Source organism: Bifidobacterium sp. B4142, from assembly GCF_026537325.1.
Classification (GTDB): domain Bacteria; phylum Actinomycetota; class Actinomycetes; order Actinomycetales; family Bifidobacteriaceae; genus Bombiscardovia.
Window position 1 is genome coordinate 469114 of record NZ_JAFNMJ010000001.1, and the last position, 14235, is coordinate 483348.

At 59.9% G+C, this 14235-nt stretch carries 10 protein-coding genes and 1 pseudogene; 8 read left to right on the top strand and 3 right to left on the bottom strand.

What is annotated here, in order from left to right; translation table 11 throughout:
• The first annotated feature begins 800 nt into the window (after window positions 1–800).
• Window positions 801–2615 carry a proline--tRNA ligase gene (locus J3U06_RS02070; RefSeq protein ID WP_267399551.1) on the top strand — a complete coding sequence of 605 codons (1815 nt, stop codon included), beginning with the start codon at window positions 801–803 and terminating at the stop codon, window positions 2613–2615.
• A gap of 115 nt (window positions 2616–2730) precedes the next feature.
• On the opposite strand, the gene J3U06_RS02075 is transcribed toward J3U06_RS02070, so the two are convergent.
• Window positions 2731–3585, bottom strand: coding sequence for an exodeoxyribonuclease III (locus J3U06_RS02075; RefSeq protein WP_267399552.1), 855 nt, complete (start codon window positions 3583–3585; stop codon window positions 2731–2733).
• Between the two features lie 371 nt (window positions 3586–3956).
• On the opposite strand from J3U06_RS02075, the gene J3U06_RS02080 reads away from it, so the two are divergent.
• Complete coding sequence (locus J3U06_RS02080) at window positions 3957–4466, top strand: single-stranded DNA-binding protein (RefSeq protein ID WP_267399553.1); 510 nt, start codon at window positions 3957–3959, stop codon at window positions 4464–4466.
• A 119-nt stretch (window positions 4467–4585) separates the two neighbouring features.
• Here J3U06_RS02080 and J3U06_RS02085 read toward each other — a convergent pair whose 3' ends face one another.
• Window positions 4586–6679, bottom strand: coding sequence for a M13 family metallopeptidase (locus J3U06_RS02085; RefSeq protein WP_267444151.1), 2094 nt, complete (start codon window positions 6677–6679; stop codon window positions 4586–4588).
• A gap of 176 nt (window positions 6680–6855) precedes the next feature.
• On the opposite strand from J3U06_RS02085, the gene J3U06_RS02090 reads away from it, so the two are divergent.
• The 3 genes from J3U06_RS02090 (at window position 6856) to J3U06_RS02100 (ending at window position 10049) form a co-directional block, all read left to right on the top strand.
• The gene (locus tag J3U06_RS02090; protein ID WP_267399556.1) at window positions 6856–7554 is read left to right on the top strand and encodes an HdeD family acid-resistance protein; all 699 of its coding nucleotides are present in this window, start codon (window positions 6856–6858) and stop codon (window positions 7552–7554) included.
• A 103-nt stretch (window positions 7555–7657) separates the two neighbouring features.
• Window positions 7658–8434: a type I methionyl aminopeptidase gene (gene map, locus J3U06_RS02095; protein ID WP_267399558.1), complete on the top strand. Its 777-nt coding sequence runs from the start codon at window positions 7658–7660 to the stop codon at window positions 8432–8434.
• A 325-nt stretch (window positions 8435–8759) separates the two neighbouring features.
• Window positions 8760–10049, top strand: coding sequence for a citrate synthase (locus J3U06_RS02100; protein ID WP_267444152.1), 1290 nt, complete (start codon window positions 8760–8762; stop codon window positions 10047–10049).
• 19 nt (window positions 10050–10068) lie between these two features.
• Here the strand turns inward: J3U06_RS02100 and dapD are convergent, their stop codons facing one another.
• Complete coding sequence (gene dapD / locus J3U06_RS02105) at window positions 10069–11028, bottom strand: 2,3,4,5-tetrahydropyridine-2,6-dicarboxylate N-succinyltransferase (protein WP_267444153.1); 960 nt, start codon at window positions 11026–11028, stop codon at window positions 10069–10071.
• Between the two features lie 146 nt (window positions 11029–11174).
• On the opposite strand from dapD, the gene J3U06_RS02110 reads away from it, so the two are divergent.
• The 3 genes and pseudogenes from J3U06_RS02110 to ftsE form a co-directional block, all read left to right on the top strand.
• A complete protein-coding gene (locus J3U06_RS02110; RefSeq protein ID WP_267399561.1) occupies window positions 11175–11306 on the top strand; it encodes a hypothetical protein in 132 nt (43 codons plus the stop codon).
• A 107-nt stretch (window positions 11307–11413) separates the two neighbouring features.
• The gene (gene prfB, locus J3U06_RS02115; RefSeq protein ID WP_267444154.1) at window positions 11414–12547 is read left to right on the top strand and encodes a peptide chain release factor 2; all 1134 of its coding nucleotides are present in this window, start codon (window positions 11414–11416) and stop codon (window positions 12545–12547) included.
• Between the two features lie 97 nt (window positions 12548–12644).
• Window positions 12645–13676 (top strand): annotated as a pseudogene (gene ftsE / locus J3U06_RS02120) (cell division ATP-binding protein FtsE); the annotation flags it as partial.
• Window positions 13677–14235: the final 559 nt, after the last annotated feature.

Here is a 14235-nt window from a genome sequence, read left to right on the forward strand (position 1 = left end):
CAAAGAACCGCTTAACCAACCGAGTAGTCTTACGGGTTTCCTACCTCCAAACTCACAGGGTTACCGCTTGGAACATCGTTAACACCTAATGGACACCCACCCGAATAGCTGGTGCCGTTCTTGATCCAACCGGTGTATTGATCGGGCCATAATCTACAGGCAATCTTTGCCCTGGCATATCGAGGCGAGTTCTTACAAGTATTTTTGGCTTGGTTGTTATGTCGAGCAGCTCGGCACGGGACAAATATCCTCATCCCCGAAAACGACACCGCCTCATCAGCATATACTACTGCTGGAACTGCTGCAAACATACCAAGCGCAGCAACAGCAGCGAGAAGTTGTCTCATTGTTTTGAAGAACTTCATTGTTCCTTCCTATTGAGCCCATTCTCTAAGAGAGGAATTCTCTTAATAATTGAGTTTAAAATAAATTATTATACGAGTCAAATCCAGCTTTCTCTACGCGCCTTCCCAGATCCGCGGGTGTCATGATCGGCCCCGATCGTCCTCTGGGCTGTGGCCACCACGGCTATGTGTATGATAATACCGATTCCAACGAGTCCTATCCGCAATCGGCCAATGCTGTGTATTTCATGGCTTCATCTTTACGATTGCGTCTGGGCAAGCATTGTTTTTTTGGGGATGATTTTCTCTCAACATCGTTGGGTAGTCGTATGCAACGATAGCGTGCGTCTCTGTGAGAGCACCCATAACCGCAGGGTTCTGGGCTCGCTTTAAGAGAATAATTACAGGTCATCCTCAATGGCTGCTTGTCCCTTTGCGCGCATATCTTTGGGAGGTATGAGAACCAAAGCCATGCGCATGTCAACCCTCTTTCTGCGGACCCTCAGGGAGGATCCGGCCGACGCCGATGTGGACTCGGCCAAACTCCTGCAGCGGGCCGGATACGTCCGCAAGGTGGCTCCTGGCATTTTCACCTGGCTGCCCTTGGGTCTGAAGGTCCTTGACAAGGTCCAGGCTGTGGTCCGGGAGGAGATTAATGGCATTGGTGCCCAGGAGGTCCACTTCCCGGCCCTGCTGCCTCGTGAGCCCTACGAGGCCACCCACCGCTGGGAGGAGTACGGCGAGAATCTCTTCCGCCTACAGGACAGGCACGGCGCTGATTATTTGCTGGCTCCCACCCACGAGGAAATGTTCACCCTTTTGGTCAAGGACATGTACTCCTCATACAAGGACCTACCGGTTGTTCTCTACCAGATCCAGACCAAGTACCGCGACGAGTTCCGTCCCCGCGCCGGGCTGATCAGGGGTCGCGAGTTCATCATGAAGGACGCTTATTCCTTCACCGTGGACGAGGAGGGGCTGAAGAAGGCCTACCAGGATGAGCGCGGCGCCTATGAGCGAATTTTCAAGCGTCTGGGAGTCAATTACGTGATCGTCCACGCGGTTTCCGGGCCTATGGGGGGATCCGAGTCCGAGGAATTCCTGGCTCCGCTGCCCATAGGCGAGGACACCTTTGCTCTGGCGCCCTCGGGGAAGGCATGGAACGTGGAGGCGCTGACCACACCGCGTCCCGATTCCGTCGACTACGCTGAGACCCCGGTTATGCAGGAGCTGGAAACTCCCGACTCGACTACTATCGACACTCTGGTGGAGCGGTTCAACCAGCTGCATCCTCGTGAGGACGGCCGTGACTGGACCGCTGCCGATACTCTGAAGAACCTGATTGTGGCCGTCAATCACCCTGCGGATGATGACCATCCCGATGGCTGGCGGGAGCTGGTGGCCGTTGGCCTGCCGGGCGACCGTCAGGTGGATATGAAGCGGCTGGAGGCCCAGTTCGCCCCGGCCGAGATCGAGGAAGCCAGTGAGGCTGACCTGGCTGCTCACCACGAGCTGGTCAAGGGATACATTGGTCCTCGTGTTCTGGGCCCTCAGCGTTCGGACACCGAGTCCGCAGCCCATATCCGCTACTTCCTCGACGCCCATGTGGCCCCTGGCTCAGCCTGGGTGACCGGGGCTGATGCCCAAGGCGTGCATCTGGCCAATGCGGTCTATGGGCGCGACTTCCGAGCTGACGGAGTGGTGGAGGCAGCCGAGGTCCGTCACGGGGACATGAGCCCTGACGGATCAGGGCCGCTCAGCTTCGAGCGTGGCGTGGAGATCGGCCAGGTCTTCCAGCTCGGACTGAAATACTCTGACGCGCTGGGGTTGAAGGTCCTGGACCGCAACGGCAAAGCGGTGCCGGTCTGGATGGGCTGCTACGGCATCGGCATCTCCCGCGTGCTGGCCTGCATCGCCGAGATGCATCACGACGATAAAGGTCTGGCCTGGCCCAAGGCTGTAGCTCCTGCCGCGGTTCATGTGGTGGCCACCGGCAAGAAGCAGGAGGCCTTCGATGCTGCTGAGAAGCTGGTTGCCGGCCTGGAGGACCGTGGCGTTGAAGTTCTCTACGATGACCGGCCCAAGGTGTCTCCGGGGGTCAAGTTCAAGGATGCAGAGTTGATTGGGGTGCCCTTGGTCGCTATTGCCGGTCGCGACACCATCGCCAACGGCACTATTGAGATCCGCAACCGCGACGGCTCGGATGCGCAAGCTGTTCCTGCTGATGAGGCCGCTCAGACGATCGTGGATCGGATTGCAGCCCTGCAGTAGGGTATGCATGCCGCACTCATAGTGCACTATAGAGAGGTGGAGCCTTGGTCACACCATGATGTGACCAAGGCTCCACCTCTTGGTTGTATTGCTTTGGGGTCAGGAATCTATCCGGTCAGATGCGGAGCAGAATGGGCAGGTGATCCTGGCGCTCGCCGGTGTCCACGGGTTCGCTGGTACTGACCTGGTCAGCGATCCGGTTGGAGGTCAGCCAGTAGTCGATGCGCCAGCCGGAGTTGTTGATCTTGCTCTTCGGGGCCCGCTGGGCGAACCAGGTGTAGACGCTGCGGTGGTCGTTGTAGAAGCCTGCGGCATCGCCATGAATCTTACGGAAGGTGTCGGTGAAGCCTGCATCCAGCAGAAGGCCGAACTTCTCGCGCTCCTGGTCGGTGAAGCCGGCGGAATGGTGGTTGGAGGCCGGGTTGGCGATGTCGATCTCCTCGTGGGCCACATTGAAGTCGCCACAGGCCAGGACCGGCTTGCGGGCATCCAGTTCCTTCAGGTAGCGACGATAGCAATCGTCCCAGATGCCGCGCGGCTTGAGCCTGACCAGTCCCGATCCGGAATTGGGAGTGTAGACCGTGGTGACGAAGCAGTCCGGGAACTCCAAGGTGAGCATGCGGCCCTCGTCGTCCATGGTGCCTGGAGCTCCGATGCGGGGGCGGGTCACGGTAGGTTCTGGCAGGCTCTTGCGGTAGAGCATGAGCGTGCCTGCGTAGCCAGTGCGGGCCGGAGCCTCGGAGCGACGGTCCGCCTCATGGTAATCGGGGAAGTAGCGCATGAGCGCCTTAAGGATGCCCGCGGATTTCTTCTGGTCACCGTTGAGTTTGGTCTCCTGGATGGCTACGACATCGGGGTCCAGATCCCGGATGGTCTCCACCACCTTCAGGGACAGGGCGCTGCGGCTGCTCTTGCCCAACAGGGCGGCGTTGAGCGAATCGATGTTCCAACTGACCAGCGTGTGAACCATGACTGCGGGTCCTTCCAAACCGTGCCGATATATCTGCTCTCACAGTTTAGCCCAGGACCAATGTTTCGATGCCCTTGCGCAGTGAAAGAGGTATTGCCAAACCAGCCATGGGCAAGGTTGTCCACCACGCGAAACAGACCGAGCTCATTCGACCACAATGACTTTCGGGTCAGGTGCGGGGACGTGCGCGGAGGCAGGATGGATTCACCGTTCGACGGAGGGTCCCTGGCCGGGGCCAGTCCCTTCCCCCGCTCCGATTATCCGCGCTCTGGCTAGGGATTCTCCGTCGGACGGCTTCACCGCCACGCAATGAGCAATCGACCGGTGGGTTTACAGCGCCGGATTCATGACATCGACAGAGAGGTTCCGATATGTCCATCAACGAAATAAAAACGACCGTCTTCGGCTTTATGGGAACCCAGCCAGCCCGTCTGGGACAGCCGGGAACCACACCAGTCTGTTCCTTCAGGCTTGGCTCTACGCCGGCCTATTACGATGCTGCGGCTGGCGTATGGAAACGAAAATCCACCACCTGGCTGACAGTCAAGGCTTTCAGGACCCTGGCGGTTAATGCTCTGGCCTGTCTGCACAAGGGCGATCCGGTCATGGTGACGGGATCCTTGGTTACGGAGGAGTGGACCAGCGACGGCCAGCCGCATAGCAGTCTGGTCTTGGTAGCGGATGGCATCGGTCACGACCTGGCCAGGGGACAGGATACCTTCACCAGGATCCGATCGGGTACTGCGCCCATCGATGAGGGGGCCGCCGGTGCGAATCCTTGGACCACTCCGCTGACATCTTCACCCTCTGAAACCGCCCCAGCATCATCGGTGTCATCTGCAGCCAAGCGGACACCAGTGGGGGCTTCCAATGCTGGATGAGCAAAGGTTGTTTCGGCCGAGCAGGACGAAGGCGGGAGGCCGGCTGATTCCAGTCGACATCCCGCCTTGGTCAACAGGCTGATTGAAACCGTCAACCGATGATTTCAATCAGAACAGGCTTACCAAATCTTGACCCTTGCCTCGGGTTCCAGCCACATGCCGTCGTCAGCGGTGACGCCGAAGGCCTGATAGAAGCGATCCACATTCCTGACGATGCCGTTGGTGCGGAATTCAGCAGGGGAGTGGGGATCAATCTGCAAATACTGTTCAGCCAGCTGATCCCTGTTCTTGGTCCTCCAGATGGAGGCATAGGACAGGAAGAACCGCTGCAGGCCGGTGTAGCCGTCCATGACCGGAGCCGAGGCCAGCGCCTGGTCCATGGCCACATCGTCTGTCCCTGCTGTGCCGCCCTGCCGCTTCTGCAAGGAGAGGGCGTAGGCCTTGATGGCGATGTTGACGCCTCCCAGGTCTCCGATGTTCTCGCCGATGGTCAGCGCCCCATTGACATGAGGTGCTTGCTCGGGCTTGTCGGCGTACTTCTCGGCAAGTTGTTGGGGCACGAACCCGTTGTACTGTTCGATGAGCGCCTTGGTCCGCTGCTCGAAGTTCTCACGGTCCTGCGGGGTCCACCAGTCTTGCAGACGTCCGTCGCCGTCGTACTTGGAACCCTGGTCGTCGAATCCATGGCCGATCTCGTGGCCGATGACCGACCCGATGCCTCCGTAGTTGACGGCATCATCGGCTTCGGGGTTGAAGAAGGGCGGCTGCAGGATAGCTGCGGGGAAGACGATGACGTTCAGGGTGGGCTCGTAGTAGGCGTTGACCGTCTGAGGGTTCATTAGCCACTCTTCCTTGTCCACAGGCTGCCCGACCTTGCCGAACTGGTAGCCGGACTCGTAGAGGTTGGCCCGCCGCACGTTGTCGACCAGACCCAGCTTTTCGTCCACAGCCAGGGCCGTATAGTCGCGCCAGTGATCGGTGTAGCCGATCTTGGGCGAGAATTTGTCCAGCTTGGCCAGAGCCTTGACCTTGGTCTGTTCGCCCAGCCAGTCACTGGATGTGATGGAGACCCGGTAGGCGTCGATCAGATCTGAGACCAATGCCTCCATGCGGGCCTTGCTGGAGGCAGGGAAGTGCCGGCGCACATATTCGCGTCCGACTTCCTCGCCGCAAATGCCGTTGACCAGGGAGACGGCTCGTTTCCAGCGGTCCCGCATCTTGGTCGTGCCTGAAAGGACCTTGCCGTAGAAGTCGAACCTAGCCTGATCGAAGTCGCTGCTGAGCAGACCTGCCCACTCGATCAGGGTGTGCACGCGGGCCCAAAGTTTCAGATCCTCCAGGTCGCTGGTCTTCCATAGCTCGTTCAAACCCTGCAGGAAGGAGGGTTCGTGCACGATGGTCCTGGACAGGGCCGTGCTCAGATCGACCGGCTGCATATTGGCGACAGGGCTGGAGGCATAGGCTCTCTGCCAGGATTCGATCCAGGTGTGCAGATCGAAATCGGCGAGCGTTGACTCCAGGTCAGCCAGGGTGGTGGGATTGTAGGTGCGATCCTCATCTCGGGTGGATACGTTGTCCCAGTGGCGTGCCGCTATGCGCGTCTCGACCTCAAGGAAGGACTCCGCCTGTTTGTGAGCATCCTCCTGGTCGTCGGCGTAGCCGGAGAGCCTGAGCAATGAGGCGACCATGTCGGTGTAGGCCTGGCGGACTGGAGCGTAGCTCTTGTCCCGGTAGTAGGCCTCGTCGGGGAGTCCCAGCCCGGCCTGCTCCATATGAGCTACGTTGACGCCGGCGTTGCCTGGATCGCCATAGATGGCGATACCGAACAGATCGGGGCCGCCAGTCGGATTGAGTCGGCCGAGCAGGCTGGTCAACGCCTTCTTGTCGGGCACAGCATCAATGGCCTGCAGGTCGGGGCGGATGGGTTCCATTCCCGCCGCCTCGATGGCATCGGTGTCCAGGAAGCTGTGATAGAGCAGGGCCGACTTGACGGCCGTGGATTCCGGATCCTCAAGGATTTCGTGGATCTGTGCCTCGGCATCCTCGGCAAGCTTGTCGAAGGAGCCGAACCGGGAGCGGTCCTCGGGCAGACTGTAGGTGTCGATCCAGGGGCCGTTGACAAAGCGAAAAAGGTCGTCTTGTGGCCGAATGACCGAAGAGAAGGAGGCCGGATCGAGTCCGGAGGAGGTCGTGGATTCAGTAGATTGTGCCATGCCACAAGCCTAGCCATCTTTGGTGACATGCCATGCCCTGTGGTCACCGGAGATCGGCGGACCGGCGAATCATCCGCCGAAGGGAAAAGCCGCGATTGCCTCCGTTGGTGATTTACACTTGAAAGACGGTAACGGGGCGGGCCATAGGCTGCCCTGAGCGAGAGAAAGAGGACGATATGACGGATCCCATGCAGGGCGGTCAGCCCAACCAGTACGGTGGTCAGGATTCTGGGCAGAATGGCGGCCAATACCAGAATAATTATGGTCAGTATGGGCAGTACCCCGGCTATCAGGGGCGCCCGCCACGGATGGATCCTTTCTCCATGATTGCCGAGGATCTGGGATTCAGAACCCTGAGGGCCATCCGCGTCATCATGGGTGTCATGGGCGTGATTGGAGTCATCCTGGGCCTGGCCCTTCTGCTCAGGCCGGACAAGACCCTGATCGCCGTGACTGTGGTGCTGGGCATCTACTTCATCATCTCCGGCGTGGTCCGTCTGGCTACCTCCATCGTGACCAAGGGACTTCCAGGCGGTTGGCGTGTGCTAGGCGTCCTCTTTGGCGCTCTGATCGCTGTCGGCGGCATCGTGATTGTGAGGAACACGGCCCTGTCCGCTTCAGCGCTGACCCTGCTGGTCACCATCATCGTGGGCATCAGCTGGATCATGGAGGGCGTAATGAGTCTGGCCGCCTCCTGGGGGCTCCCGCATTCAGGCTGGGCCATTTTCTCGGGCATCGTCTCCATCATTGCCGGGATCATCGTCATGGTCTACCCGTTGAGCTCCGTCATCTTCCTGGTTATTTTCAGCGGGTGCGCTCTTCTGGTGCTGGGAGTCGTCTCTATTATCAGGGCCTTCACCTTCGGCCGGAACTGAGAGCCGGACTCGTCCGACTGACCCGATAATACTGAGAGGTAGTACTTGGGCAGGATCCCAAGGGATGGCACCTGCGGGCACCAATCATGAAAGGACGCAGAGGATGATCGAGCTCAAAACCAAGCAGGAGATCGAACAGATGAAGCCGGCGGGTAGGTTAGTCGGCAGCATCCTCAAGGAGCTCAAGGCCATGAGCAAACCTGGGGTCAACCTCCTGGAGCTGGACGACTACGTCAAGGACAGGATCAACTCCCGCAAGGGAGCCACCTCCTGTTACGTGGATTATGCGCCTGATTTCGGTACTGGACCCTTCGCCCACTACATCTGCCTATCCGTCAACGATGCCGTTCTGCATGGGGTGCCTTATGACTACAACCTTAAGGACGGCGACCTGCTTTCCCTGGATCTGGCCATCAACGTGGACGGATGGGTGGGCGACTCAGCCATTAGCTTCGTGGTGGGCGAGCATGCCGATCCAGAGGATCTGCGGCTGATTCGGACCACTGAAGAGGCTTTGAAAGCGGGCATCGCCCAGGCTCAGCCTGGCAACCGCCTGGGTGACATCTCCGCTGCGGTCGGTCAGGTTGCCCACGAAAACGGATACAGCGTCAACCTGGAGTTCGGCGGCCACGGGGTAGGGCGGATCATGCATGGCGATCCCCATGTGCCCAACGATGGCACTCCTCATCACGGTTACAAGCTGCGCCCCGGTCTGGTCATCGCCATTGAGCCTTGGTTCCTGGCGACCACCGATCAGATTTATCAGGATCCCAAGGATGGATGGACCCTGCGTTCTGCAGATGGATCGCGCGGTGCCCACAGCGAGCACACCATTGCCATCACCGAGCAGGGACCTGTCATTCTGACGACCAGGGACTGATTCGAGGGCTGTCAGGACTATATAAGGGGCCGAGGAATGTCCACAATGTGGATGTTCCTCGGTCCCTTGTCTGATGCCGTCCTTTCTTCCTTGGAATTGTTACTTGCAGGCTGGTGCGGGAAGGCAGACGGCCCTGCCTTAGGCTCGCAGGTCGTGACCAGGGACGGACGGATTCCTGCTTGCGGTTACAAGCCGGTAATCGAAGTCGTGATTGTTTCTGTTAGCATATCGGCAATTCCACGCCGGTACAGGTGCCGGTAGCCAGATCTGGCATGGCCGTCGACTCTCATTGGCACCTCACTGGTTGATTGACAGGAGGTGCGTGGTGTCTACAGCACGGTTGTCCATCGGTTCCGACCAGGTTGATCTGCCATTGGTTCGCGCCACCGAGGGGCCCGACGGCATTCTGGTCTCCTCCCTGCGCAATGACGGCTGGGTCACGCTCGATCCCGGCTTCCAGACCACGGCTCAATGCGTTTCAGGAATAACCTTCATTGACGGCAAGCGGTCCATACTGCGCTACAGGGGCTATGCCATAGAGGACTTGTGCGCCCAGTCCAATTTCCTCGAAGTGGCCTGGCTGCTGTCCCATGGCGAACTGCCTGATGCCGAGCAGTACAAGCGGTTCCGCAGCCATGTTCTGGGTCACACGGTCGTAGGGGAGGACTTCCGTCATCTGCTCTCGTCCTTCCCTCGCCAGGCTCATCCCATGAGTGTGCTGGCTGCGGCGGTCAACGCTCTTGCTGGCTTTCATCCGGACACTTGTGACGTAGACGATCCCGAGCAGTTGGATGAGGCCAGCGCCATCATCATGGCTAAGGTGCGTACTATCGTCTCCCTGATCCACCGTCGTCGTCGCGACCAGCCCCTGCTCTACCCGGACAGGAACTGGGGCTATGTGGAGGACTTCCTGAGAATGAGCTTCGCCATGCCTTACCAGCCTTATCAGGCCGATTCTCTCAAGGTGCAGGCCCTCGACAAGCTTCTGATTATCCATGCCGACCATGAGCAGAACTGCTCCACCTCTGTGGTCAGGATTGCCGGATCGGCCAGGGCCAATCTGTATTCGGCAGTGGCTGCCGGCATCAATACACTTTCAGGCCCCCTGCACGGCGGCGCCAACGAGGCTGTGCTGCGCCAGCTGAAGAGCATACGGGATTCCGGTCTGGGTGTGCGAGGCTATGTGGACCAGGCCAAGAGCGAGGGGCGGAAAATTGCAGGTCTGGGCCACCGGGTCTATAAGTCCTATGACCCGCGCGCGGCAATAGCCAAGCAGTGGCTATACAAGCTCATGGACGAGCCCGACCAGGATAGGAATGCTGAGGATGCAGAACTCTTCGACGTGGCCTTGGAGCTTGAGGACCTGGCCCTGCATGACGACTACTTCGTCGAGCGGCACCTCTATCCCAATGTGGATTTTTACACCGGGCTTATCTACCGCGCCATCGGCTTCGACCCGGAGATGTTCACCACGCTCTTCGCCTTGGGTCGCATCCCCGGATGGATCGCCCAGTACTGGGAGATGCTGGACGATCCCGACACGAAAATAGGTCGACCCAGGCAGGTCTATACCGGTCAGGGACCACGTGACTACCTGCCTATAGGAGAGCGCTGAGTCCTATGTCCGCCTGGGCTCAGTTGGCGTGCAGCCGCTCGTTCAGCTCGATCCCCTTCTTGCGGGGCAGGGCTCTGACTTGGCCCGTGCGGGAGTCGCGGATGAAGAGCAGATGATCCCTTCCGCTGAGTTCCGCCCCCTTGACCTCCTGGTCGCCCAGGCCGATCTTGGTACCGGCGGTGACATAGAGTCCGGCTTCAACCACGCAGTCGTCGCCTAGGGAGATGCCGATGCCGGCGTTGGCCCCCAGCAAGGAGTGCTGACCAATGGAGACCCGGTGGCGGCCTCCGCCGGACAGGGTGCCCATGATGGAGGCTCCGCCACCGATGTCTGAACCGTCGCCGACTACGACTCCCTGGGAGATCCGGCCTTCGACCATGGAGTGGCCCAGAGTTCCAGCGTTGAAGTTGACGAAGCCCTCATGCATGACCGTCGTTCCCGGAGCCAGGTGGGCGCCGAGCCGAATCCGGTCGGCGTTGCCGATGCGGACCCCATCGGGAACCACGTAATCCACCATGCGGGGGAACTTGTCCACGCTCAGCACCGTTATCTGTGTCACCGGGATGCCCGGCATGGACCGGCTGGCTGCAGCCATGACCGCTGACCTGCGCATGGCGAAATCCTCCACGGCGAAGGGTCCATAGTTGGTCCAGACCACCGTGTTGAGCTGTTCGAAGATCCCGTCCAGGTTCATGCTGTTGGGAGGGGTCAGGCGCATGCTGAGCAGATGAAGCCGCAGATAGGCATCGGCTGCATTGGCTATTGGACCATCCAAATCGGCCACAGTGAAGACCGGAACCTTTCGGATGCCGCGGGCGTCGGGCTGGTTGTTGACTTGGTCGCCAAAGTCGTGGTTGGGACGGTTCGCCGGGGTCGGCGGTGTCGAGATCTCGGCCTTGGGGTACCAGACATCCAAGGTCCGGCCCTGCTCATCCTGGCTGGCCAGGCCCCAACCCCATGCGGTGCGTGCTGTGCTCATCGTTCCTCCTTCTGGCTGTGCAGTCATATTGACATAGGTTGTCTTACAGGATAAACCGCTCGACGCTCAAACACAGACGGTCCGTCCGACAGTCGGCTCTGGGTGGTCGCCAGCCAGGTCGCAGCCGATAGGTAAAATTATCAACTATGAGTGCCTACAGTCATGAGCGTGAGCGCCGGGAGCGTCGGCGCCGCAATACAGCCAGGGCGGTCTGCCTGGTCATTGCCGTGGCTTTGCTGGCCAGTCTTATCATCCCCGCCATTTTCAGCGGCCTTTGACCCGATCCGTCCGGTCGGCGTGAATCCGGCCGTCACAGGCACAGGCAAATGGCAATGAAGACGGCGGCCGACTCGTATGGAGCCGGTCTGGAAAGCGGTGAGACGGTATGGCAGAGATGGATTTTGCTCAAGCATTGGAGCAGGCCAAGGCCAAGTACGAGATGATTTCCAAGGCGCTGGACCCGGAGGGTTTGCGCTCGCGGATTGCGGATCTGGAGCGTCAGGCCAGTGCGCCCGGACTCTGGGATGATCAGGAGAATGCTCAGAAGGTGACCAGCAGGCTCTCAGCCCTGCAATCCCAGCTCAAGCATCTGGAGTCCGCATCCTCCCGGCTGGAGGATGTCCAGGCTCTGGAGGAGTTGGGCCAGGAGGAGCATGACCAGGACACCCTGGTGGAGGCCCGCAAGGAGATCGACTCGTTGAGGTCCGACCTGGCTGACATGGAGATCCAGACCCTGCTGGACGGGGAGTACGACGAGCGCGCCGCCGTGGTCACCATTCGTTCTGGTGCCGGTGGGGTGGACGCGGCCGACTGGGCCCAGATGCTCCTGCGCATGTATATAAGGTGGGCTGAGCGGCACGGCTTCTCCACCAAGGTCATGGACACCTCCTATGCAGAGGAGGCCGGCATCAAGTCGGCCACCTTCCAGGTGGATGCCCCCTATGCTTACGGTCGGCTGTCTGTGGAGGGCGGCACTCACCGTCTGGTGAGGATTTCGCCCTTTGACAACCAGGGCAGGCGGCAGACTTCTTTCGCCGCTGTCGAGGTCATCCCTCTGGTGGAACCCACTGACCACATCGACATCCCCGACTCGGATATCCGAGTGGACACCTACTGCTCCTCCGGTCCCGGCGGTCAGGGTGTCAATACCACCTATTCGGCCGTGCGTATCACCCATTTGCCGACCAACATCGTGGTCACCATGCAGGATGAGCGCAGCCAGATCCAGAACCGTGCGGCTGCTATGGCCGTTTTGCAGTCCCGCCTACTGGTTCTGCGGCACGAAGAGGAGGCCAAGAAGAAGAAGGAGCTGGCCGGCGACATCAAGGCCAGCTGGGGGGATCAGATGCGCTCATATGTGCTGCATCCCTACCAGATGGTCAAGGATCTGCGTACAGGATACGAGACCTCGGATACCCAGGGCGTTTTCGACGGCAATATCGATGCCTTCATAGAGGCCGGTATCCGTTGGCGGCATCAGCAGCGGGTTCAGGCCCATGAGGAGGAAGCCAGCAAATAAACCTGTGCTCGGCCTCATCCGGGTCGGTGTTTCATGAGTGTGTAGTGTCGGTCTTGTTGATAGCCTCTGTAGGGGAATACCGAGGAACGGAGAGTCAATGGCGTTGATTTCGCTCAAGGACGTGACCAAGATCTACCCCAAGGGGTCCCGTCCCGCCTTGGATGACATCAGCCTGGATGTCGATCGTGGGGATTTTGTCTTCCTTGTGGGCGCCAGCGGGTCGGGCAAGACCACCCTGCTCCGCCTGCTTCTGCGTGAGGAGGAGGCCACCGAGGGGGAGATTCGCGTGGCCGGCAACGACCTGCGACGTCTGCGCAATCGTGAAATTCCCGGATATCGGCGCTCCATTGGCTTTGTGTTCCAGGATTACAAGCTGCTCAATAACAAGACCGTATGGCAGAACGTGGCCTTCACGCTGGAAGTCATCGGCGCTCGTCGGTCCACCATCAAAACCCTGGTTCCTCAGGTACTCAAGACTGTGGGGCTGACGGGCAAGGAGCAAAACTACCCCCATGAGCTTTCCGGCGGCGAAGCTCAAAGGGTGGCTTTGGCCCGCGCCTACGTCAATAATCCGGAAATCCTACTGGCTGACGAGCCCACCGGCAATCTTGATCCCACAACCTCCCTGGGCATTATGGAGGTTCTGGACGCCATCAACAGGACCGGCACCACCGTGGTCATGGCCACCCACAACGAGGAGATCGTCAACTCCATGCGCAAGCGGGTGGTGGAGCTGCATACGGGCCGGATCATGCGCGACGAGGCCCACGGCTCCTACGATTCTTCGCGCTTCTTCCCCGATGCCGAGGTTGCGGCGCGCGCTCATCATGCCATCGGGGATCCCGCTGACGGCGATGCCCTGGATCGTGCTCGTGAGGTTGGAGTTGGAGGGCGCCGTCCGGTGCAGGTTGTCGTCCAGGATGGGAATAGCCCGGCTACCGAGCCCATCGTGGATGGAACCAAGGGAGCCAAGCAGGTGGTCCAGGCGGCGGCACAGGCCGTCGACCAGGGCCAGTATGGCGACGAGGGAATCGCACGGCTGGCCAAGTCCATGCATTCGGGGAGAACAGGACGTTATGGGCAGGTCTTCACCTCGGTGGAGGACACCCTGACCTGGGGAAAGGGCCTGGGCAGCCTTGAGTCTGCGCAGGAAGATTCCAGTCAGCATGAAGGCGCCTCTGCGGGGCAGTCCGAGGGGAAGACCGTCTCTGACCCTGACGAACGATTCCGCAGACCTGTGCCGGTGTCCCAGGGCGGCCAGGATTCACCCGGTCAGTCGCATGAAGGTTCCAGTGACCAAGACCAGGGCAAGGCAGGAACCGATCGGGCCGAATCCGGGGATCGTCCCCAGGCAGAACCAGCAGAACCTGCAGCCTCCCGGAAATCTCGGAAGTCCGCTCGTGGTTCGGATACTGTTCGGCCCAAGTCGACCCCAGAAAGCAGGTCCCAGGATCGGCGGCCCGAGGATTCGAGCAGTCATGAGCAGGGTAGGAAACCAAATAGCGACCGCAAGGGTCTTGCGCATGATGATCACAATCATGACCGTGATCAGAGGGGATCCAAGCAAAATGACAAGGTCAAGGACCGCCAACCGTTGAAGGAAACCTCCGCTGAGGCTGCTGATCGTGAACAACAGTTCAAGAAGCCCGATCAGCCTCCGCGGCCCGATGTTTCCAGCTCGGCGGAAC